At 62.5% G+C, this 22,046-nt stretch carries 18 protein-coding genes; 2 read left to right on the top strand and 16 right to left on the bottom strand.

Annotated elements, in window-relative coordinates:
• Nucleotides 1–138 precede the first annotated feature (138 nt).
• From dnaE to rpsB, 16 genes are all read right to left on the bottom strand, one after another.
• Nucleotides 139–3,660 carry a DNA polymerase III subunit alpha gene (dnaE, locus tag CCZ28_RS09495; RefSeq protein ID WP_140217596.1) on the bottom strand — a complete coding sequence of 1,174 codons (3,522 nt, stop codon included), beginning with the start codon at nt 3,658–3,660 and terminating at the stop codon, nt 139–141.
• An 89-nt stretch (nt 3,661–3,749) separates the two neighbouring features.
• On the bottom strand, nt 3,750–4,385 hold the full coding sequence (gene rnhB, locus CCZ28_RS09500) for a ribonuclease HII (RefSeq protein WP_058766633.1): 636 nt from the start codon (nt 4,383–4,385) through the stop codon (nt 3,750–3,752).
• Nucleotides 4,385–5,512 carry a lipid-A-disaccharide synthase gene (lpxB, locus tag CCZ28_RS09505; protein WP_167509293.1) on the bottom strand — a complete coding sequence of 376 codons (1,128 nt, stop codon included), beginning with the start codon at nt 5,510–5,512 and terminating at the stop codon, nt 4,385–4,387. Before lpxB ends, rnhB begins: the two co-directional genes overlap by 1 nt.
• Before the next feature lie 16 nt (nt 5,513–5,528).
• Nucleotides 5,529–6,305 carry an acyl-ACP--UDP-N-acetylglucosamine O-acyltransferase gene (gene lpxA, locus CCZ28_RS09510; protein WP_140217598.1) on the bottom strand — a complete coding sequence of 259 codons (777 nt, stop codon included), beginning with the start codon at nt 6,303–6,305 and terminating at the stop codon, nt 5,529–5,531.
• Complete coding sequence (fabZ, locus tag CCZ28_RS09515; protein WP_140217599.1) at nt 6,302–6,742, bottom strand: 3-hydroxyacyl-ACP dehydratase FabZ; 441 nt, start codon at nt 6,740–6,742, stop codon at nt 6,302–6,304. The genes lpxA and fabZ overlap by 4 nt, the downstream gene beginning before the upstream one ends.
• A 45-nt stretch (nt 6,743–6,787) precedes the next feature.
• Nucleotides 6,788–7,864 (bottom strand): UDP-3-O-(3-hydroxymyristoyl)glucosamine N-acyltransferase, encoded by a 1,077-nt coding sequence (gene lpxD / locus CCZ28_RS09520; RefSeq protein ID WP_205894654.1) that lies wholly within the window; start codon nt 7,862–7,864, stop codon nt 6,788–6,790.
• Entirely contained in the window at nt 7,861–8,364 is a 504-nt protein-coding gene (locus CCZ28_RS09525; RefSeq protein ID WP_140217601.1) for an OmpH family outer membrane protein, read from the bottom strand. The genes lpxD and CCZ28_RS09525 overlap by 4 nt, the downstream gene beginning before the upstream one ends.
• A gap of 38 nt (nt 8,365–8,402) precedes the next feature.
• Nucleotides 8,403–10,772, bottom strand: a complete 2,370-nt coding sequence (bamA, locus tag CCZ28_RS09530) for an outer membrane protein assembly factor BamA (RefSeq protein ID WP_140217602.1) — start codon at nt 10,770–10,772, stop codon at nt 8,403–8,405.
• Nucleotides 10,773–10,845: 73 nt separating this feature from the next.
• Nucleotides 10,846–12,198, bottom strand: coding sequence for an RIP metalloprotease RseP (rseP, locus tag CCZ28_RS09535; RefSeq protein WP_140217603.1), 1,353 nt, complete (start codon nt 12,196–12,198; stop codon nt 10,846–10,848).
• A gap of 66 nt (nt 12,199–12,264) precedes the next feature.
• Entirely contained in the window at nt 12,265–13,446 is a 1,182-nt protein-coding gene (ispC, locus tag CCZ28_RS09540) for a 1-deoxy-D-xylulose-5-phosphate reductoisomerase (RefSeq protein ID WP_205894655.1), read from the bottom strand.
• On the bottom strand, nt 13,443–14,258 hold the full coding sequence (locus tag CCZ28_RS09545) for a phosphatidate cytidylyltransferase (protein WP_140217605.1): 816 nt from the start codon (nt 14,256–14,258) through the stop codon (nt 13,443–13,445). The genes ispC and CCZ28_RS09545 overlap by 4 nt, the downstream gene beginning before the upstream one ends.
• Nucleotides 14,258–15,007, bottom strand: coding sequence for a polyprenyl diphosphate synthase (uppS, locus tag CCZ28_RS09550; protein WP_140217606.1), 750 nt, complete (start codon nt 15,005–15,007; stop codon nt 14,258–14,260). Before uppS ends, CCZ28_RS09545 begins: the two co-directional genes overlap by 1 nt.
• An 18-nt stretch (nt 15,008–15,025) precedes the next feature.
• Nucleotides 15,026–15,583 carry a ribosome recycling factor gene (gene frr / locus CCZ28_RS09555; protein WP_140217607.1) on the bottom strand — a complete coding sequence of 186 codons (558 nt, stop codon included), beginning with the start codon at nt 15,581–15,583 and terminating at the stop codon, nt 15,026–15,028.
• Nucleotides 15,580–16,323, bottom strand: a complete 744-nt coding sequence (gene pyrH / locus CCZ28_RS09560) for a UMP kinase (protein WP_058761982.1) — start codon at nt 16,321–16,323, stop codon at nt 15,580–15,582. Before pyrH ends, frr begins: the two co-directional genes overlap by 4 nt.
• Before the next feature lie 192 nt (nt 16,324–16,515).
• Nucleotides 16,516–17,385 carry a translation elongation factor Ts gene (tsf, locus tag CCZ28_RS09565; protein ID WP_058766640.1) on the bottom strand — a complete coding sequence of 290 codons (870 nt, stop codon included), beginning with the start codon at nt 17,383–17,385 and terminating at the stop codon, nt 16,516–16,518.
• Between the two features lie 133 nt (nt 17,386–17,518).
• Nucleotides 17,519–18,256 carry a 30S ribosomal protein S2 gene (gene rpsB, locus CCZ28_RS09570; protein WP_140217608.1) on the bottom strand — a complete coding sequence of 246 codons (738 nt, stop codon included), beginning with the start codon at nt 18,254–18,256 and terminating at the stop codon, nt 17,519–17,521.
• A 286-nt stretch (nt 18,257–18,542) separates the two neighbouring features.
• On the opposite strand from rpsB, the gene map reads away from it, so the two are divergent.
• A complete protein-coding gene (gene map, locus CCZ28_RS09575) occupies nt 18,543–19,325 on the top strand; it encodes a type I methionyl aminopeptidase (RefSeq protein ID WP_140217609.1) in 783 nt (260 codons plus the stop codon).
• Between the two features lie 12 nt (nt 19,326–19,337).
• A complete protein-coding gene (locus CCZ28_RS09580) occupies nt 19,338–22,037 on the top strand; it encodes a [protein-PII] uridylyltransferase (protein WP_140217610.1) in 2,700 nt (899 codons plus the stop codon).
• Nucleotides 22,038–22,046: the final 9 nt, after the last annotated feature.

The raw sequence follows: 22,046 nt of genomic DNA on the forward strand, positions 1-22,046 counted from the left end.
TTTCTTCAAGCTAAAGTGAGAAGCCAGGGGCCGGGGCGCCTACCTTAAGGGATCGGACGGGACAGGTCGAGACTTCTGCCGCGTCACCGGCACCCGCCGCTGGCGTGGGTTGGGACGGAGCGCACGCGGCGCTCGGGCTTAACGATAGTTGAGAAAGACGTTCTCCCTGCCGAACTGGTCACGCAGGGTTTGAATCAGGCCGTCGGCCGGGTCGATCCGGTAATTCTCGCCGAACTGCAACAGCGCTCGCGCGGTGGGCCCCTGGTAGTCGATGGTCACCGGGCAGGCGCCGCGGTGGCGACCGCAGAGTTCGCCCAGCCAACGCAGCCGATCACCCGCCAGCGCCTCGCTGCGCACGGCGATCCTCAGGCTTTCCGCCAGGGCGGTCCGGGCCTCTTCCAGCCCCAGCACCCGCTTGGCCCGCAGGCGCAGGCCGCCGGAGAAGTCGTCCTGGCTGACCTCACCCTCGACGATCACCAGGGCATCGGTCTGCAACAGCGCCTGGGCGGCATTGAAGGCCTCGGCGAACAGCGAGGCCTCGATCCGTCCGGAGCGATCGTCCAGGGTGACGAAGCCCATCTTGTCGCCACGTTTGTTCTTCATCACCCGCAAGTTGACGATCAGCCCGGCCACGGTCTGGGTCTCGCGGGACGGCTTGAGGTCGACGATGCGCTGGCGCGCCAGACGGCGCACCTCGCCTTCGTATTCCTCGATGGGGTGCCCGGTCAGGTACAGCCCCAGGGTCTCCTTCTCGCCGCGCAGGCGCTCCTTGAGATTGAGCTCCCGAGCCCGACGGTGATTGGCGTAGACATCGGCCTCGGGTTCGGCGAAGACCCCACCGAAGAGGTCGACGTGGCCGCTGTCATGGCTGCGTGCGGTCTGCTCCGCCGAGGCGATGGCCTCTTCCATGGCCGCCAGCAGCACGGCGCGATTCTGGTCGATGGTGGCCTGATAGGCCTTGATCTCGTCGTGGTAGTGCGGCCCGAGACGGTCGAGGGCACCGGAGCGAATCAGGGCTTCCAGGGTGCGCTTGTTGATGCGCTTGAGGTCGACCCGGGCGCAGAAGTCGAAGAGATCCTTGAACGGTCCCTCAGCACGCGCCTCGACGATGGCCTCCACCGGGCCCTCACCGACACCCTTGATCGCCCCCAGGCCGTAGACGATGCGCCCGCCGTCGTTCACGGTGAACTTGAACTCGGAGATGTTCACGTCCGGCGTGTCGATGCGCAGCTTCATGTGGCGGCATTCCTCGATGAGGATCACCACCTTGTCGGTGTTGTGCATGTCCGCCGACAGCACCGCGGCCATGAAGGGCGCCGGATAATGCGTCTTCAGCCAGGCGGTCTGGTAGGAGACCAGGCCGTAGGCGGCCGAGTGCGACTTGTTGAAACCGTAGCCGGCGAATTTCTCCACCAGGTCGAAGATGTTACCTGCCAGATCGGCATCGATGCCGTTGTTGGCGCAACCTTCGATGAAGCCGCCACGTTGCTTGGCCATCTCCTCGGGCTTCTTCTTGCCCATGGCGCGACGCAGCATGTCGGCCTGGCCCAGGGTGTAGCCACCCATGACCTGGGCGATCTGCATCACCTGTTCCTGGTAGAGAATGATGCCGTAGGTCGGCGCCAGCACCGGCTGCAGGCCTTCGTACTGGTAGTCTGGGTGCGGGTAGGCCAGCTCGGCGCGGCCGTGCTTGCGGTTGATGAAGTCGTCCACCATGCCCGACTGCAGCGGACCGGGACGGAACAGCGCCACCAGGGCGATGAGGTCTTCCAGGCAGTCCGGCTTGAGCTTCTTGATCAGCTCCTTCATGCCGCGGGATTCCAGCTGGAAGACGGCGGTGGTCTCGGCCTTCTGCAGCAGGGCGTAGGTCGGCTTGTCGTCCAGTGGGATGAAGTCGATGTTGACCGGTTCGAGGCCCTGCTTGGCCTGCTCGCGGTTGATGGTCTCCAGCGCCCATTTGATGATGGTCAGGGTGCGCAGGCCGAGGAAGTCGAACTTGACCAAGCCGGCCTGTTCGACATCGTCCTTGTCGAACTGGGTCACCAGGCCGTTGCCGTCCTCGTCACAGGCGATGGGCGAGAAGTCGGTCAGCTTGGTCGGCGCGATCACCACACCGCCGGCGTGCTTGCCGGTACCCCGGGTGATGCCTTCGAGCTTCAGGGCCATGTCCCAGATTTCCTTGGCGTCCTCGTCGCTCGCCAGGAAATCGCGCAGCACCTCTTCCTGCTCGTAGGCCTTCTGCAGGGTCATGCCCACTTCGAAGGGAATCATCTTCGACAGGCGATCGGCCAGGCCATAGGACTTGCCCTGTACCCGCGCCACGTCGCGCACCACCGCCTTGGCCGCCATGGTGCCGAAGGTGATGATCTGGCTCACCGCCTCGCGACCGTACATGTCGGCCACGTACTCGATCACCCGGTCGCGACCGTCCATGCAGAAGTCGACGTCGAAGTCGGGCATGGAGATCCGCTCGGGATTGAGGAAGCGCTCGAACAGCAGGTCATAGGCCAGGGGGTCGAGGTCGGTGATCTTCAGGACATAGGCCACCAGGGAACCGGCACCCGAGCCCCGGCCGGGGCCCACCGGCACGCCGTTGTTCTTCGCCCACTTGATGAAGTCCATCACGATGAGGAAGTAACCGGGGAAGCCCATCTGGATGATGATGTCGAGCTCGAAGTTGAGCCGGTCGACGTACTCCTGGCGTTTCTCTTCGTAGTTGGGCGTGGTCTCGCGCGGCCAGAGCACGGCCAGGCGCTCTTCCAGGCCCTCGAAGGAGACGTGGCGCAGGTAGTCGTTGATGGTCATCCCGTTGGGAATCGGGAAGTTGGGCAGGAAGTACTTACCCAGCTGGATCTCGATATTGCAGCGCTTGGCGATTTCGACGGTATTTTCCAGCGCCTCGGGCAGGTCGCTGAACAGCTCGGCCATCTCTGCGGCCGACTTCAGGTACTGCTGGTCGCTGTACTTGCGCTCGCGGCGCGGATCGTCCAGCGGGCGACCTTCACCGATGCAGACGCGGGTCTCGTGGGCCTCGAAGTCCTCGGCCTTGAGAAAGCGCACGTCGTTGGTCGCCACCAGGGCACCACCACAGCGGTCGGCCAGGGCCACGGCGGCATGCAGGTGTTCTTCGTCGCCGGCACGTTCGGTACGCTGCACTTCCAGATAGAAGCGATCCTGGAATATCTGCTGCCATTCCTCGAACAGCTGATCGGCCAACGCCAGATCGCCCTCGAGCAGCGCCAGACCGATCTCCCCTTCCTTGGAGCCGGACAGGGCGATCAGCCCCTCGCTCGCCTCCTTCACCCAGTCGCGCTGGATGATGATCTGGCCTTCCTGCTGACCTTCCTGGAAACCTCGGGACAGCAGCTCGGTGAGGTTGCGATAGCCCTTGGCATTCATCACCAGCAGGGTCATGCGGCTCAATGGGGCATCGCCGTCACGGCCGGCGAGCCAGATGTCCGCCCCGGCGATCGGCTTGATCCCGGCGCCCATGGCCGCCTTGTAGAACTTGACCAGCGAGCAGAGGTTGCCCTGGTCCGTCACCGCCACCGCCGGCATGCCGGCCGCCTCGGCGGCCTTGACCAGACCCTTCACCCGCACGATCCCGTCGACCAGGGAGTACTCCGTATGTAGGCGCAGGTGGACGAAGGATGCGGACATGGCAGAGACCCCTTGATGCGTGAGGCGCGAGATTGTACCGGATAGTCGAAGCGGGGTCAGAGCGTCGCGACGGCTGTCAGCGAAGACGGTCAGTAGGTAGCGACGATCTGGGTCGAGGCCTGGGTCTCGAGGGCGAGCCAGGCGTCACGTACCGGCGCGAAGGAGCGCCGGTGAATGGGCGTTGGTCCCAGGCGCTTGAGCGCCTCGAGATGCTCGGCGGTGGGATAGCCCTTGTGCCCGGCCAGGCCATAGCCGGGATAGAGCGCATCCAGCGCCTGCATTTCGCGGTCGCGAGTCACCTTGGCCAGGATCGACGCGGCGGCGATCGCCGGGACCTGGCTATCGCCCTTCACCACCGGAGAACTGGGTACGGCCAGCTTGGGACAGCGGTTGCCGTCGATCAACGCCAGCCGCGGCTGCACCGCCAGTCCTTCGACGGCTCGCTGCATGGCCAGCATGGTGGCATGCAGGATGTTCAGCCGATCGATCTCGGCGACCTCGGCCCTAGCGACACACCAGGCCAGGGCCTTCTCCTGGATTTCCTCGAACAGGGCCTCGCGCCGCAGCAGCGACAGCTTCTTCGAATCGTTCAGCCCCAGGATGGGCTTGCCCGGATCGAGGATGACCGCCGCCGTGACCACGGCGCCGCACAACGGACCGCGACCGACCTCGTCCACTCCGGCGACCAACGCCTCGACCAGATTGAAGTCCAGACCCAGCTGCATCAGCCACGCTCCTGCAGCAGAGCCAGCACCGCACGCGCCGCCTGCACCGAGGCATCGCGACGCAAGCTGTGATGGATAGCTTCGAAGCTATCGGTCTGCTGCTCGGGACGCTCCAGCAGAGGCAGCAGCTCGGCCACCAGTCGCTCCGGCGTCGCCTCGTGCTGGATCAGCTCGGGCACCAGCTTGCGCCCGGCCAGGAGATTGGGCAGCGAGATATAGGGACTCTTCACCAATTGCTTGAGGATCAGGTAGGTCAGGGGCGCCACCCGGTAGGCCACCACCATGGGCCGCTTGAACAGCAGCGTTTCCAGGGTCGCGGTGCCGGAGGCGATGAGCACGCCATCGCAGGCGGCCAGTACCTCGTGGGAGCGTCCATCGGTCAACAGCAGCGGCAACGGCGGCCGGCCCTCCAACAGCTGCTCCACCTGCGCGCGCCGCGCGGCGTTGGCGCAGGGCAGCACGAAACGCACCTCGGGGCGCACGGCCAGCAGTTGCGTGGCGGCGTCCAGGAACAGCGCACCCAGGCGCCCTACTTCACCGCCACGGCTACCGGGCAACAGGGCGACGACCTGCCCGTCCTGCGGCAAACCCAGGGCCTGGCGCGCGGCCAAGCGGTCGCTGTCGAGCGGGATGGTGTCGGCCAGCGGATGGCCGACGAAGCGCACCGGCACCTGCTGTTCTTCGTAGAAGCGTGCCTCGAAGGGAAACAGGGTCAGCATCAGGTCGCAGCCGTCGCGGATCTTCAGTACTCGCTTCTGCCGCCAGGCCCAGACCGAAGGACTGACGTAGTGCACGGCCGGGATGCCTGCGCGATGCAGCTGAGCCTCGATCTCCAAGACGAAATCGGGGGCATCGATACCGATGAAGACGTCGGGCCGGGCCTCGAGCAACTGGGCGATCAGCGCCTTGCGCCGGCCCAGCAGTTCGCGCAGGCGGCCGAGCACCTCGACCAGCCCCATGACGGCCAGTCGCTCCATCGGGAATTCGGAGACCAGCCCTTCGGCTTCCATCCGTGGACCGCCGACCCCCATGAAGGAGATGTGGGGATGCTGCGCGCGCAGCGCCTGCATGAGGCCTGCGCCGAGCAGATCACCCGAGGCTTCTCCCGCCACCAGCGCCACACGCAAAGGGCGCTGGGCGAACTCAGCGGGTGATGCCACGCGTGGCACTCAGGATGGAATCACGGAATACCGCCACCTCGGGAAACTGCTGAGCCACCGGCTCCAGTTCCTTCATGGCGTCATCGACGGTCAGCCCTTGGCGGTAGACCACCTTGTAGGAGCGGCGCAGTGCCTGGATGGCTTCCGTGGAGAAGCCGCGACGGCGCATACCCTCGAAATTCATGCTCCGGGCCTCGGCCGGATTGCCGAATACCGTGACATAGGCCGGCACATCCTTGCCGATTGCCGTGCCCATGCCGGAAAAACTATGGGCACCGATGCGACAGAACTGATGCACCAGGGTATAGCCGGACAGGATCGCCCAGTCGTCGACATGCACGTGCCCGGCAAGCGCCGTGTTGTTGACCAGGATGCAATGATTGCCGATCACGCTGTCATGACCGATGTGCACATAGGCCATCAGCAGATTGTGATCGCCGATGGTGGTCTCTTCGCGATCCTGCACCGTCCCGCGATGGATGGTGACCCCTTCGCGGATAACGTTGTGATCACCGATACGCAGCCGAGTCGGCTCACCCTTGTATTTGAGATCAGGGGTGTCTTCGCCAATCGAGGAAAACTGGTAGATCCGGTTGTGACGCCCGATAACGGTCGGCCCCTTGAGGATGACGTGCGGACCTATCATGGTCCCCTCGCCTATCTCGACATCCGGCCCGATGATCGACCAGGGGCCGACCTGGACATCGGCGGCGAGCCGTGCCTGGGGGTCGACGATAGCCCTGGGGTCGATCAACGTCATAGTTTGCGTTCCGCGCAGATGATTTCAGCCGAGCAGACAGGCTTGTCGTCCACACTGGCTTGGCATTCGAATTTCCAGATGCCACGTTTGGTGCTGAGGAAGCGCGCTTCGAGGATCAATTGATCGCCCGGCGTAACCGGCTGCCGAAAGCGCAGCTTATCCGATCCGACGAAGTAGTACAGGGTGCCATCGGCGGGGGACGAATTCATCATCTTGAAACCCAGCACACCGGCTGCCTGAGCCATCGCCTCGACGATGAGCACGCCCGGCATGATCGGGTGCTGCGGGAAATGGCCGGTGAAGAATGGCTCATTGATGCTGACGTTCTTGTAGGCACGAATGCGCTTGGCTTCGATATCCAGCTCCGTCACGCGATCCACTAACAGAAAGGGATAGCGATGCGGGAGATATTCGCGGATCTCGTTGATGTCCATCATGGTCGGGGAAGGCCTGTTCAAAGAAGGGAAACATCCGATGCAGAATCAAGCATCAGAAGCAGCGTCATCCCGCGAGGTCACGGTAGCCACGATTTTTTCCAAATGTTGCAGACGGCGGGCCATGTCGTCGAGGTGACGAATCCGAGCGGCGCTCTTCTTCCATTCACCCGCTGGTTGCATGGCCGTGCCCGAAGAATAGGCGCCGGGCTCGGTAATCGAGCGGGTCACCATGGTCATACCGGTGACGAACACGTTGTCGCACACCTCGATATGACCCACCATGCCCACGCCACCGGCGATGGTGCAGTGCTTGCCGATCTTGGTACTGCCAGAGATGCCGACGCAGGCGGCCATGGCGGTGTGCTCACCGACCTGGACGTTGTGCGCGATCATGATCTGGTTGTCGAGCTTCACACCATTGCTGATCACCGTGTTCGCCAGGGCGCCACGGTCGATGGTGGTGTTGGCACCGATCTCGACGTCGTCGCCGATCAGCACACCACCCAGCTGGGCGATCTTCTGCCACTGGCCGTGCTCGTTGGCGAAACCGAAGCCCTCGGCACCGATCACGGCACCGGACTGCACGACGGCGCGTTCGCCCAGGATCACATCGTGATAGAGCGTCACCCGCGGCGCCAGCCAGCTGTCGGTGCCTATGACGCTACGAGCACCTACCACACAGTGGGCACCCAGACTGACACCGGCACCGATGCGCGCCTCGGCTTCGATCACCACATAGGGACCGATGGCGGCCGTAGGATCGACGACAGCATCCGCAGCCACCAGAGCTGTAGGGTGGATGCCGGCTGGGCTACGGGGCTTGTGGTCGAATAGATGGGACAACCGGGCGTAGGCCAGATAGGGATTGGCCAGGATCAGGGCGTCGCCGGCATAGCCTTCGGCATCCTTCTCCGACAACAGTACGGCACCCGCCTGGGTATCACCCAGGTAGCGGCGATACTGCGGATTGGCCAGGAAACTCAACTGGTCGGGACCGGCCTCGGGCAAGGTAGCCAAGCCGGTCACGACACGCTCGGGCGTACCGCGCAATTCCACGGTCAACTGGCGGCTGTCGAGCCACTGCGCCAGTTCGCCCAGCGTAAAGGTCGTACGGCTCATCAACGACCTGCGTTCATGCGCTCGATCACCTGACGGGTGATGTCATATTGCGGCTTCACGTCCACCACGGCACCCCGCTCGAGTACCAGATCGTAATCGCCCTTCTTCAGCACCTCCTCCACGGCCTTGTCCAGACGTGGTTTCAGTTGCTTGAGCATATCGCGGTCGGAGGCGGCCTTGGCGTCGTTCAGCTCCTTGGACTGGAACTGGAAATCACGGGCCTTCTGCCGGAAATCGTTCTCGAGGCGGGTACGTTCGGCTTGCGCCATCTTGTCACCGCCCTTTTCCAGCTTGTCCTGGATGTCCTTGGCGGAGCTTTCGAGACCCTTCAGCTTATTGAGCTGGGGACCGAATTTCTTTTCGGAGTCGACCGCATACTTCTTGGCAGCATCCGATTCCAGCAAGGCCATCTGATAGTTCAGTACGGCGATCTTGGTATCGGCGAAAACCGGGGCAGCAACGAGGACGGCAGCGAACAGAGCGTAACGGGTGTACTTGTGCACAGTTGACTCCTGCGTAAAGCGCAAAGGTGTAGCCTGGGTCAGAACGTCTGACCCAGCGAGAACTGGAAGACCTGCGGATCGGAGTTGCCCGGCTTCTTGACCGGCACACCGAGACTGAAGCTCAACGGACCCAGGGCGGTAACCCAGGTCAGGCCAACACCAACGGAACTCGCCATGTTCGAGAAGCTGACGTCGCCGCAGTTTTGGGTCGAGCTCAAATAGCACTTGGTACTGAACACGTTACCCACGTCCCAGAACAGCACGGTACGCAGGGACTTCTGGTCCTTCACGAAGGGCAAGGGGAAGAGGTATTCCACACCGCCGGTGATCAGCACGTTGCCGCCAAAGGCCTCGGACTTGTCGCGATCACGGTAGCCCTGACCTTTGTTTGCATAGGTCGGCGGGTTACCCGGTGGTGTGGTGCGTGGACCCAGGCTGCTGTCCTCGAAGCCCCGTACCGAGTTGAAACCGCCGGCGTAGTAGTTCTCGTAGAACGGCAGGCCATCGGTGCTGCCGTAGCCGTCGCCATAACCCAATTCGGTATGGAACCGCAGCGCCGTGTTATCTGTCAGCGGGGTGAACAGCTGGCCACGATAGTCGAGCTTGTAGAAGCTCAGGTCGCTGCCTGGAATGGTGATCTGCCCGGTCAGGCTCTGCGAAGCACCACGGGTGGGCAAGACACCGCGGTTGAGCGTCGAGCTCGACCAGCCGATGCTGGCCTTGAAGTTGGTGAAGTCCTTCCCTTCGCGCTCGACGAAATCGTAGATCTCGTCCGCACTGTAGGTACCTGGGTTGATCTCGTCGTTTTGCACGGAGAGACCATAGGTCAGGCGCGAGGTCTCGCTGATCGGGTAGCCCAGGGTGACACCGGTACCCAGACTGTTGATCGAGTAATAGGAGACATCACTGTCGTACAGTTTGCTGTAATCGGTGCTGCGGTAGAAGATGTTGTAGCCGAGGCTCACACCGTCCGGAGTGAAGTAGGGATCGGTGAAGCTGAAGTTGTACCGGCTCTGGTATTGGGAACGGGTCAGGCCGATGCTGACCTGATTGCCGGTACCCAGGAAGTTGTTCTGGCTGATGGAGCCACCCAGGATCAGGCCTGCGCTCTGAGCGAAACCAATGCTGGCGGTGATGGAGCCCGAAGGTTGCTCCTCGACGTTATAGTTGACGTCGACCATGTCATCGGTACCAGGCACCTGGGGCGTCTCGACCTTGACTTCCTTGAAGTAGCCCAGGCGCTCGAGGCGGGTCTTGGATTGGTCGATGAGATAGGTGGAGGCCCAACCGCCTTCCATCTGCCGCATCTCACGACGCAGCACCTGGTCCTCGGTCTTGGTGTTGCCGCGGAAGTTGATGCGATTGACGTAGGCACGCTTGCCCGGATCGACCACGTAGGTCAGGGATACGCTGTGATCATCGTCATGCGGCTCGGGCAAGCCGTTCACGTTGGCGAAGGTATAGCCTTCGTTGCCCAGGCGGCGGGTGATCAGGTCAGCGGTGCTGGTCATGACCTTGCGCGAGAAGACCTGACCCGGCTGGACCAGCATCAGTTTGCGCAGCTCTTCTTCCGGGACCTTGAGATCGCCGGACAGCTTCACATCGCGAACCGTGTATTTCTGGCCTTCGTTGATGTTGACCGTGATGTAGACGTGCTTCTTGTCGGGCGTGATGGACACCTGGGTCGAGGTGATGTCCATGTTGATGTAGCCGCGATCGAGATAGTAGGACCGCAGCCGCTCAAGGTCACCGGCCAGCTTCTCACGCGAGTACTTATCGTCGTTCTTGAAGAACGACAGCCAGTTGCTCGGCTTCAGCTCGAACAGCGAGGTGAGATCATCTTCGGGGAAGACCGTGTTACCCACCACGTTGACGTGGGAGATGGTCGCGACCTGACCTTCGTTGATATTGATCTTCAGCTGCACCCGATTGCGGGGCTGAGGGATCACTTCGGCATCGATGCTGGCGGAGTAGCGCCCCTGGGCGACGTACTGACGCAGCAATTCATTGCGCACGCCTTCGAGCGTGGCGCGCTGGAAGATCTCGCCCTCGGCGAGACCGGCCTGCTTGAGACCTTTCATCAGGTCGTCGGTGGAGATCGCCTTGTTCCCTTCCAGGGTGATGCTGGAAATGGTGGGCCGCTCGACGACGTTCACGACCAGGACGTTACCGTCACGACCCAGCTGGATGTCCTGGAAGAAACCGGTCCGGAAGAGCGCTCGGGAGGCTTCGGCCAACTTGTTGTCGTCGACGGCCTCACCCACGTTCAACGGCAGGGCGCCAAAGACGCTGCCGGACGATACACGTTGCAGTCCGTTAACGCGGATATCGGAGATGGTGAAGGACTCGGCGTGTACCTCGCCGATCATCAGCGCGGCTATTACCGCAGGTAGCAGCAGGCGTTTCATGAGTCCCTTTTATTCCAACTGGCAAATAAAGAATCTGCCGCACTAGGCGGCAGATTCGGCAATCAGCAGAGTGTCAGAGGCGACCGAGGTCATTGACCAAAGCCAGCAGCATCACACCCACGACGAGGCTAATACCGATCTGCATGCCCCATGTCTGCACACGCTCGGACAAGGGCCGCCCGCGAATCCACTCGACGACATAGAACACCAGATGGCCACCGTCGAGCACAGGGATCGGCAACAGATTCAGAACCCCCAGGCTAATGCTCAGGTATGCCAGAAAATTGAGGAAGTCCCCGAGGCCTGACTGAGCAGAAGCGCCCGCCACTTTAGCAATGGTTATCGGCCCGCTCAAGTTTTTTACCGACAGCTCTCCCAAGAGCATCTTCTTCAGGGAAACCAGCGTCAGCACGCTCATCTGCCAGGTACGACTGAGCCCCTCCCCCACTGCCGCGACCGGTCCATAGCTGATTTCGCGAACCATGTCCGCTGGCCACTTGACGGGAGCCACGCCAGCGCCGAGGTAGCCCGACTCGGTCGAATCCAGGTGGCGAGCACCCAACTGGACGGCTACTTCCTGCCGTTGCCCCTGCCGTTCGACGGTCAGCGTTACCCGGCGATTTGGATGGGCGCGTACCCAATCCACGGCCTGCTGCCAGTCGCCAATGGCTTCGCCATCCAGCGCGACCAGGCGATCACCCGTCTTCAGGCCGGCGGCCTGCGCCGGACCTGATGGATCCAATTCGGCGAATACCGCCGGTACCTGGGGCCGCCAGGGCTTTAGACCCAAGGCCTGAATGGGATCGGGATCTTCGGCGCCACGCAGCCAGGCATCGAGCTGGATGACAGTGCTTTGCTCTGCCGTGGTGCCCGGCAGCCTGTAGCGAATCTCCAGCGGACCGCTCTCGCCCAGTCGATCAACCAATCGCAGATTGACCGCCGACCAGCTATCCACCAGGGAGCCGTCGACGGCGGTCAGTTCGGCATCCGCCGGAATGCCGGCCACGGCCGCAGGGGTACCGGACACGACCGACCCCACCACAGGGAGAGGCTGTTGGGAGCCCAGCATCGCCAGCAGCCAGAAGAACAGGATGGCCAGCAGGAAGTTGGCGATGGGACCCGCTGCCACGATGGCGATGCGCTGACGCACCGTCTTGCGATTGAAGGCGGCATGCTGCTCTTCGGGCGCGACCGGCGCTTCGCGCTCGTCCAACATCTTCACGTAGCCGCCCAGGGGGATCGCCGCGACGACGAATTCGGTGCCATGCCGGTCATGCCAGCGCACCAGAGGCTTACCGAAGCCGACGGAAAAGCGCAGCACCTTGACGCCGCAACGGCGCGCCGTCCAAAAATGACCATACTCGTGGATGGTCACCAGCACGCCCAAGGCGATCAGGGTTCCCAGTATCGTATAAAGGATGGTCATGAACTGTCTCCGCTACCTCAGTGTGCAGATTCTGCGGACTCGCGGGCCGGGTGTCGAGGCGCGTACTCAGCGTCTCGCCAGCCACTCCCGTGCCAGCTGCCGAGCGGTGGTATCAGCCGCGAAGATCGCGGCGAGGTCCTTGGCAGGGCGAGGCTCGGCGCTCGCGAGCACCGACTCGATCAGTTGCGGAATTTCGGTGAATCCCAGCCGACCCTCGAGGAAGGCCTCGACGGCCACCTCATTGGCGGCATTGAGCGTCGCCGGCATGCAACCACCCGCCTGGGCCGCTTCACGGGCGAGGCGCAGGCAGGGGAAACGCTCCTCGTCGGGGCGCTCGAATTCGAGCCGGGCGATATCGAACAGATCCAGCGCCGCCACACCGGAATCGATGCGCTCCGGCCAGGCCATGGCATGGGCGATAGGCGTACGCATATCGGGATTGCCCAATTGAGCCAGTACCGAGCCATCCACATAATCCACCAGGGAATGGATGACGCTCTGCGGATGGATCACCACCTCGACCTGTTCGGGCGTAGCCTCGAACAACCAACAGGCCTCGATCAACTCGAGCCCCTTGTTCATCAGGGTCGCGGAGTCCACCGAGATCTTCCGCCCCATCGACCACTTGGGATGGGCGCAGGCCTGGTCGGGGGTTACCCCGACCAACTGCTCAGCAGGTGTCTGTCGAAACGGCCCACCCGAAGCGGTCAACAGAATGCGACGCACGCCCTTGCGCGCTAGGCCAGGATTCGCCGGATCGGCCAGGCACTGGAAGATGGCGTTGTGCTCACTGTCGATCGGTAGCAGGGTCGCCCCACTGGCGCGCACCGCCTCGATGAACAGGGCGCCGCTCATCACCAAGGCTTCCTTATTGGCCAGCAGTACCCGCTTGCCAGCCTTTACCGCTGCCAGGGTGGGCTTCAAGCCCGCCGCACCGACAATTGCCGCCATCACGGTATCGACCCGCGGATCGGCAGCTATGGCTTCCAGCCCGCCCTCACCTATCAGGACTTCAGGAACCGACTTGGCATCTTCGAGTAGCAGCCTCAGCTGCTTGGCCGATGCCTCGTCCGGTACAGCCACATAAACGGGCCGGAAACGGCGGCAGAGTTCAGCCAGTTCGTTCAGACGGCGATGCCCGCTAAGGGCGAAGACCTCGTAGCGCTCGGGGTGTTGCGCCACGACGTCCAGGGTGCTGGCACCGATGGAACCCGTCGCTCCCAGCACACAGAGTTGCTGAACACTCACTGCACACCCCAACCCGCCCACCAGAGCAGTAGCGCGAACAGGGGTACGGCAGCCGTGAGACTATCGATGCGATCCAGAACGCCACCGTGACCCGGCAGCAGCTGGCTGCTGTCTTTCACGCCCGCCTGGCGCTTGAACATGCTTTCGGTGAGATCCCCTACCACGGAGATGAGCACCACGCAGGCGGCACCGATGAGCGCCTGCAGCAGATCACCAAGACCCCAGCCTCGTACCAGCCCTAGCACCAGGGTCGCAATCAGCGCTGCCGCCAGGCCACCATAGAGGCCTTCCCAGCTCTTGCCCGGGCTTACTGCCGGCGCCAGCTTGCGCTTGCCGAAAGCCCTGCCGGAAAAATAGGCGAAGATATCGGCCAACCAGACCAGCATCATCACTTCGAGAATCAATAGATTTCCGCCCGGCGCTGCCTTGAGCAACATCAGCCCCTGCCAGGCCGGCACCAGCACGACCAAGCCTATGAGCAGGCGGCGCCAGGGCGCCTGCCAGGCACGGGCGCTATCGGGATAGGTGAGCACCAGGACGGTCGCATACAGCCACCAGGCCAGGCTGATGAACAACAGACCATGAGCTCCGGCCGGCAGCCGCCAGCAGACCAGCAGCGCGATGCCGACGATGGCCGCATAGGCGCAGCGCAGGCCCTGGGCTTCCAGACCCGCCAGGCGCGCCCACTCCCAGGCACCCAGCACGACGACCGCACCGATGAACAGCGCGAAGGCCGCGCCTTCCAGCCAGAAAAAACCCGCCAGGGCGATGGGCAGTAGCACCATCGCCGTCATGATTCGCTGTTTCAGCATTAGGCGCGTAGCTCCGCTTCCACCTGCTCGCAGGTTCTGCCGAAGCGCCGCTGGCGCGTGGCGAAGTCGGCCAGGGCCGCCTGCATGGCTTCGTGCTTGAAGTCCGGCCAGAACAGGTCGGAGAAGTACAGCTCGGCATAGGCGATCTGCCAGAGCAGGAAGTTGCTGATCCGATGCTCGCCCCCCGTGCGGATGCACAGATCGGGCAATGGCAGATCACCGGTTGCCAGGCGACTCTGCAGCAGTTCCGGCGTGATGGCGTCCGGCTGCAGTGTCCCCTGCTGGACTTGCAGCGCCAGTTGCTGGGCAGCCTGGGTAATGTCCCACTGACCACCGTAGTTAGCGGCGATCTGCAGGACGAACCGAGTATGGTGGGCCGTGAGCGCTTCCACTTCGGCCATGGCCGTTTGCAGTTCCGGGTGGAATAGCGAGCGATCACCAATGATGCGCAGACGAATGCCGTTCTGATGCAACTTCTTGGCTTCCCGCCGTAGCGCGGAAAGGAAGAGCTCCATTAGCGCACCCACCTCATCGGCCGGACGGCGCCAATTCTCGCTGGAGAAGGCGAACAGCGTCAGCACCTCGACCCCGGCGTCGCCGCAGACCTCGATGACCGCCCGCACGGCGTCGACGCCGGCCTTGTGGCCAGCAACACCCGGCAGCAGCCGGCGACGTGCCCAGCGATTATTCCCATCCATGATGATTGCCACGTGACGTGGCACCACCTTGCCTGGCTTGCTCATGCCCATGCTACGTCCCAACCGTTGTCAAACAGCCATCAAGTCGGCTTCCTTGGCCTCCAAAGCCTTGTCCACCTCAGCTACATACTTGTCAGTCAGCTTCTGGACTTCGTCCTGAGCGCGACGATCTTCGTCTTCGCTGATTTCCTTTTCCTTGAGGAGATCCTTGAGCTGGGCCAGGGCGTCGCGACGGATGTTGCGCACCGATACCCGCGCCTGCTCGGCCTCGGCACGTGCCTGCTTGGTGAAGCCCTTGCGGGTCTCTTCGGTCAGCGCCGGCATCGGCACCCGAATGGTGGTGCCTGCGGTGGCCGGGTTCAGCCCCAGGTCCGAGGTCATGATGGCCTTTTCCACCGCCTGGATCATGCTCTTGTCGAACACGCTCAGCGCCAGGGTACGGGAATCCTCAACGGTGACGTTAGCGACCTGACGCAGCGGTGTATCGCTGCCGTAGTAGGACACCATAACGCTGTCCAGAATGCTCGGATGAGCGCGTCCGGTACGGATCTTGGCAAAGGCGTGGCCCAGGGCTTCCAGGGTCTTGGTCATGCGCGTCTGCGCATCCTTCTTGATCTCGTTGATCATGCTGCTCCCTCCTCGATCAGGGTGCCCTCACCACCGCCCACCACGATATTGAGCAGGGCGCCGGGCTTGTTCATGTTGAATACCCGCAACGGCATGCTGTGGTCACGGCAGAGACAAATGGCCGTGAGGTCCATGACACCCAGTTTGCGGTCGAGCACTTCGTCGTAGGTCAGACGCTCGAATTTTTCGGCATTGGGATCCTTGAAGGGATCGGCCGTGTATACACCATCCACCTTGGTGGCCTTGAGCACCAGATCGGCTTCCACTTCGATCGCCCGCAGGCAGGCGGCGGAGTCGGTGGTGAAGAACGGATTACCCGTACCAGCGGAGAAAATGACCACTTCGCCGCCCTTCAATTGGCGCAGGGCCTTGCGGCGGTCGTACTGGTCGGTTACGCCGACCATGGAGATCGCGGACATCACCGTCGCGGGGATGTTGGAACGCTCCAGTGCATCACGCATGGCCAGAGCGTTCATCACCGTGGCCAGCATGCCCATGTGGTCACCGGTCACCCGGTCCATGCCCGCCGCGGACAGTGCCGCACCGCGGAACAGATTGCCACCACCGATTACCAGACCGACCTGGACGCCGATACCCACCAGCTGCCCGATCTCGAGCGACATGCGGTCCAGCACCTTGGGGTCGATCCCGAAGTCTTCGCTGCCCATCAGGGCTTCGCCACTGAGCTTCAGCAGAATACGCTTGTAACGGGGTTGGCGACCACTCATCTGCTGTGCCATTCACTCTCTCCTGTGGCGATGAACATATGCGGGGGATTTTGATCCAGCGATAGGAAAGCGCAACTGCAGTTGCGTTCACTCGAATCAGCAAAAAACTCGTTGGGAGGCGAGAAAGTAGACCTGCCTTCCAATTTGACAAAGAGGCCGCGCGCTCGAAGCGGGCGGCCTCCTGGTCATCAGCGGATGCCGATCTTACTGCTTGCTGGCCGCCAGCTGGGCAGCCACTTCGGCAGCGAAGTCGACTTCGGCCTTCTCGATGCCTTCACCCACTTCGTAACGTACGAAGGAGACGATCTCGGCACCGGCTTTCTTGGCCAGTTCGCCGACCTTGACTTCCGGGTCCTTGATGAAAGGCTGCTCAACCAGGCTGGCTTCGGCCAGGAACTTGTTGATACGGCCCTTGACCATGTTCTCCACGATGTTTTCCGGCTTGCCGGCGATCTTGTCGGCGTTCAGCGCCAGGAAGATTTCTTTTTCCTTGGCGATGGCTTCTTCGGAAACCTGGGAGGGGTTCAGGAACTGGGGATTGCTCGCCGCGACGTGCATGGCGATTTCCTTGGCCAGTTCGGCGGTGCCACCCTGCAGGGTGACGACCACACCAATGCGGTGGCCGTGGAGGTAGGCGCCAACCACATCGCCTTCGACACGGGTCAGACGGCGGATGTTGACGTTCTCGCCGCACTTGGCGACCAGGGCTTCACGAGCACCTTCCTGAGCGGCGATCAGCGGAGCGGCGTCGCTCATCTTCTCGGCGAAGGCCTTGTCCAGGCTGGCGGAAACGAAGCCTTTGAAGTCGTCCTGCAGAGCCAGGAAGTCGGTCTGGGAGTTGACTTCGATGATGACGGCAGCCTTGTGATCGTCGGCGACCTTGACCGCGATGGAGCCTTCGGCAGCCACGTTACCGGCTTTCTTGGCGGCCTTGATAGCGCCAGCGGCACGCATGTCGTCGATGGCCTTCTCGATGTCGCCGCCGGCAGCGGCCAGCGCCTTCTTGCAATCCATCATGCCTTGGCCGGTACGCTCGCGCAGTTCTTTGACCAGGGCTGCAGTGATTTCTGCCATGTTTGAAATCCTCTTGAATCGGTTTCGAGGTCACTCCGCACGGATGGCGGAGCCAATGAAACGCTAGTAGGCAAAAAGGGGGCTAGGCCCCCTTCTCGCGCGTCGAACCACTCGACCCCAGGGGTCGCTTCGCTTAGCCCTCGACGGCTTCGGCAGCGGCTTCTTCGACGAATTGCTCACCGGCGCCGGCATTGCTGCCGCCACGCAGAACAGCGTCAGCAACGCTGCTCAGGTACAGCTGGACGGCGCGGAAGGCGTCGTCGTTACCGGGGATGACGTAGTCCACGCCTTCCGGGCTGCTGTTGGTATCGACCACGCCGATGACCGGGATGCCCAGCTTGTTGGCTTCGGTGATGGCGATGCGCTCGTGGTCAACGTCGACGACGAACAGCGCGTCCGGCAGACCGCCCATGTCCTTGATACCACCCAGGCTGCGCTCGAGCTTCTCGAGATCGCGGGTGCGCATCAGGGCTTCTTTCTTGGTCAGCTTGTCGAAAGTACCGTCCTGGGACTGGACTTCCAGATCGCGCAGACGCTTGATCGAGGCACGGATGGTCTTGTAGTTGGTCAGCATGCCGCCCAACCAGCGGTGGTCGACGAAGGGCTGACCGCAACGAGCGGCTTCTTCACGAACGATCTTGCCGGCGGAACGCTTGGTGCCGACGAACAGGATCTTGTTCTTGCCGGAAGCCAGGCGCTCAACGAAGGTCAGGGCCTCGTTGAACATCGGCAGGGTCTTTTCGAGGTTGATGATGTGGATCTTGTTACGCGCGCCGAAGATGTACTTGCCCATCTTCGGGTTCCAGTAACGGGTTTGGTGGCCGAAATGCACGCCGGCTTTCAGCATGTCACGCATGGAGACTTGAGACATTAGATGTTCCTCGTAGTCGGGTTGGGCCTCCACGCATCCCAATGACCAACCTCCTTGCGGAAGCACCCAGGTCATCGTGTCGATGCGTGTGTGGGGTTAGGAGCGCTAAAAGGGCAGAGCCTCGAAAAAGCGCGCGACTTTATATCACGCCTTGCCGGATATCACCAGCAGCTATTGCCGAAGAGGGGGAAAGGCCGGACGCCGCCGGCAGTCCCAGTGCGGACGCCGGCTCTGTTAGAATAGCGGATCGAACGCCAACGCCCGACGTGATACCTAGAGATTTCCGATGACCGTCATCCTGAAGACCCCTGAAGACATCGCCAAGATGCGCATCGCCGGCCAATTGGCCGCCGAGGTGCTCGAAATGCTGGACGAGCACGTCCGCCCCGGCATCACCACCGAGGAACTGGATCGCCTGGCCCATGACTACATCGTCAATGTGCAGCAGGCCATCCCCGCCCCGCTGAACTACAAGGGCTATCCGAAATCCATCTGCACTTCGCTGAACCACGTAGTTTGCCACGGTATCCCCAATGACAAGCCGCTCAAGAGCGGCGACATCATGAACGTGGATATCACTGTGATCAAAGACGGCTACCACGGCGATACCAGCAAGATGTACCTGGTGGGCGACGTCCCCGAATGGGCCGATCGCCTGTGCCAAGTCACCCAGGAGTGTCTCTATAAAGGTATCTCCCTGGTCCGCCCGGGCGCGCGCCTCGGCGACATCGGCGAGATCATCCAGAAGCATGCCGAGAAGAATGGCTTCTCGGTGGTTCGCGAGTATTGCGGCCACGGTATCGGCAAGGGCTTCCATGAAGAACCGCAGGTGGTGCACTACGGTCGCGCCGGCACTGGGCTTGAGCTGCAGGCCGGCATGATCTTCACCATCGAGCCAATGATCAACCAGGGCCGCTACGAGACCCGCCTGTTGGGCGATGGCTGGACCGCCATCACCAAGGACCGCAAGCTGTCCGCCCAGTGGGAACACACGGTACTGGTCACCGACCAGGGTTACGAGATCCTGACTCTGCGAAAGGATGAAACCTTTCCCCGCGTTCCTGCGTGAGGTGAGCGCACCATGCCCCAGGTCGATTCGGAGTTGTTCGACGCCGGCCAGTTCCAAGCTGAACTCTCGCTGAAAGCCAGCCCCATCGCGGCTTTCAAGAAATTCATCCGCGCCGCGAACGCGACGCTCGATGCCCGCTTCCTGGCAGGGCGTAGCGTACGGCGACTGGTAGAAGACCGCGCCTGGTTCGTCGATCAGATGCTGGTCGCGGCCTGGAATCGATTCGATTGGCCGGATGGCGGCATCGCCCTGCTGGCGGTAGGCGGCTACGGTCGTGGCGAGCTGCATCCACATTCCGACATCGATCTGCTGATCCTGCTGGCCGAAGAGGAACAGGAGCGTTTCCGCGAGCCCATCGAAGGTTTTCTGACGCTGCTGTGGGATGTGGGCCTGGCGGTCGGGCAGAGCGTGAGATCCCTGCGCGAATGCACCACCGAGGCTCTCGCCGACCTGACGGTGATCACCAACCTGATGGAGAGCCGGACGTTGGCCGGCCCCGAGTCGCTGCGCCAGGCGATGCTGCAAGCGACCAGCGTCGAACACCTGTGGCCCGGACGCGACTTCTATCTGGCCAAGCGCGCCGAGCAAAGCACGCGGCACGCCAAGTACAACGATACCGAATACAACCTCGAGCCCAACGTCAAGGGCTCGCCGGGTGGCCTGCGGGACATCCAGACCCTGCTGTGGATCGCCCGGCGCCAGTTCGGCACCCTGAATCTGCAAGCCCTGGTTGGCCAGGGCTTTCTCACCGAGAGCGAATGCAGTCTGCTGATCTCGGCCCAGGAATATCTGTGGAAGGTCCGCTACGCGCTGCACATGCTGGCTGGCCGCCCGGAGGATCGCCTGCTGTTCGACCACCAGCGACGCATCGCCAACCTGCTCGGCTACGAGGACAACGATGCCAAGCTGGCGGTGGAGCGCTTCATGCAGAAGTACTACCGCGTGGTGATGGACGTCTCCCAGCTGAGTGACGTGGTGATGCAGCACTTCGAGGAAGTGAACCTGCGCGACGACCAGGCGCCTGGTGCCGCCAGCCCGCTCAACAACAGATTCCAGGTACGCCATGGCTACCTTGAGGTGGTGCATCCCCAAGTCTTCCTGCGCACCCCCTTCGCCCTGATGGAGCTATTCGTCCTGCTGGCGCAGAATCCCGAGATCAAGGGCCCCAGCGCCGGCACCATTCGCCTGCTGCGCGACAGCCGCCACCTGATCGACGACACCTTCCGCCAGGACATCCGCAACACCAGCCTGTTCATCGAGCTGTTGAAGAGCGAATCCGGCATCCATCGCAACCTGCGGCGGATGAATCGTTACGGATTGCTGGGGCTCTATCTACCCGAATTCGGCCAGATCGTCGGCCAGATGCAGCACGATCTCTTCCACATCTACACGGTCGATGCCCACACCCTCAATCTCATCAAGCACCTGCGCAAGATGAGCTACGACGTGCTCGCCGAGAAGTATCCGCTGGCGACCCGGGTGATCCACAAGCTGCCGAAGCCGGAGTTGATCTACATCGCCGGGCTCTACCACGATATTGCCAAGGGCCGTGGCGGCGATCACTCGGAGCTCGGGGCCGAGGACGTGGAAGCCTTCGGTCGTCGCCATCAGCTACCCGAATGGGACACGCGCCTGGTCAGCTGGCTGGTGCGCAATCACCTGGTGATGTCGACCACCGCCCAGCGCAAGGACCTGTCCGATCCGCAGGTGATCCACGACTTCGCCCTGACGGTCGGCGACCACACGCACCTTGACTATCTGTACGTACTCACCGTCGCCGACATCACCGCGACCAATCCCTCGCTGTGGAATTCCTGGCGCGCGACGCTGCTCCGGCAGCTGTACACCGAAACCAAGCGGGCCCTGCGCCGCGGCCTGGAGAACCCGGTCAACCGCGAAGAGCAGATCCGCAGTACCCAGCAGTCGGCATTGGATACCCTGATACGTCGCGGGATCGACGCGGACGCCGCCGAACAGCTGTGGTCGCAGCTGGGTGACCACTATTTCCTGCGCCACACGGCCCTGGACGTTGCCTGGCACACCGAGGCCATCCTCGGCCATGAAGATGTCGCCGAACCGCTGGTGCTGATCCGCGAGACGACTCAACGCGACTCCGAAGGCGGGACGCAGATCTTCATCTATGCCGCGGACCAGCACGACTTCTTCGCGGTGACCGTGGCGGTGATGGACCAGCTCAACCTGAACATTCAGGACGCACGCATCATCACCTCGACCAGCCAGTTCACCCTCGACACCTACATAGTGCTGGATGCCGACGGCGGCTCGATCGGCAACAACCCGGCGCGAGTCGCGCAGATCCGCGCCGGCCTGACCGAAGCCCTTAAGCATCCGGAAGAGTACCCGAGCATCATCAACCGGCGCGTCACCCGTCAGCTCAAGCATTTCGGCTTCGCACCCCAGGTGAACATCTATACTGAGACCGCGCGGTCCGCGAGCCTGATCGAGTTGATCGCCCCGGATCGCCCCGGCCTGCTGGCCCGGGTGGGACGCATCTTCCTCGACTTCGACCTGTCCGTGCTCAACGCCAAGATCGCCACCCTCGGCGAGCGCGTGGAAGACGTCTTCTATGTCACCGACGCGCAAGGACGCCCCCTGTCTGACCCGCAACTCTGCACCGCCCTGCAGCAAGCCCTGATCAAGCAACTGGGCGAAGCAGAGAGCCAGACGCCGCTCACCCGCATCAGTATCTAGCGCCTCGAA

The sequence above is a fragment of the Pseudomonas oryzihabitans genome (genome assembly GCF_006384975.1).
Taxonomy (GTDB): domain Bacteria; phylum Pseudomonadota; class Gammaproteobacteria; order Pseudomonadales; family Pseudomonadaceae; genus Chryseomonas; species Chryseomonas psychrotolerans_B.

Coding starts and splice junctions, on each gene's coding strand:
- CCZ28_RS09580 (WP_140217610.1), top strand. CDS start 19,338: ATGCCCCAGGTCGATTCGGAGTTGTTCGACGCCGGCCAGTTCCAAGCT.
- frr (WP_140217607.1), bottom strand. CDS start 15,583: ATGATCAACGAGATCAAGAAGGATGCGCAGACGCGCATGACCAAGACC.
- rnhB (WP_058766633.1), bottom strand. CDS start 4,385: ATGCAGCTGGGTCTGGACTTCAATCTGGTCGAGGCGTTGGTCGCCGGA.
- rpsB (WP_140217608.1), bottom strand. CDS start 18,256: ATGTCTCAAGTCTCCATGCGTGACATGCTGAAAGCCGGCGTGCATTTC.
- lpxA (WP_140217598.1), bottom strand. CDS start 6,305: ATGACGTTGATCGACCCCAGGGCTATCGTCGACCCCCAGGCACGGCTC.
- rseP (WP_140217603.1), bottom strand. CDS start 12,198: ATGACCATCCTTTATACGATACTGGGAACCCTGATCGCCTTGGGCGTG.
- bamA (WP_140217602.1), bottom strand. CDS start 10,772: ATGAAACGCCTGCTGCTACCTGCGGTAATAGCCGCGCTGATGATCGGC.
- map (WP_140217609.1), top strand. CDS start 18,543: ATGACCGTCATCCTGAAGACCCCTGAAGACATCGCCAAGATGCGCATC.
- uppS (WP_140217606.1), bottom strand. CDS start 15,007: ATGGGCATGAGCAAGCCAGGCAAGGTGGTGCCACGTCACGTGGCAATC.
- tsf (WP_058766640.1), bottom strand. CDS start 17,385: ATGGCAGAAATCACTGCAGCCCTGGTCAAAGAACTGCGCGAGCGTACC.
- pyrH (WP_058761982.1), bottom strand. CDS start 16,323: ATGGCACAGCAGATGAGTGGTCGCCAACCCCGTTACAAGCGTATTCTG.
- CCZ28_RS09545 (WP_140217605.1), bottom strand. CDS start 14,258: ATGCTGAAACAGCGAATCATGACGGCGATGGTGCTACTGCCCATCGCC.
- fabZ (WP_140217599.1), bottom strand. CDS start 6,742: ATGATGGACATCAACGAGATCCGCGAATATCTCCCGCATCGCTATCCC.
- dnaE (WP_140217596.1), bottom strand. CDS start 3,660: ATGTCCGCATCCTTCGTCCACCTGCGCCTACATACGGAGTACTCCCTG.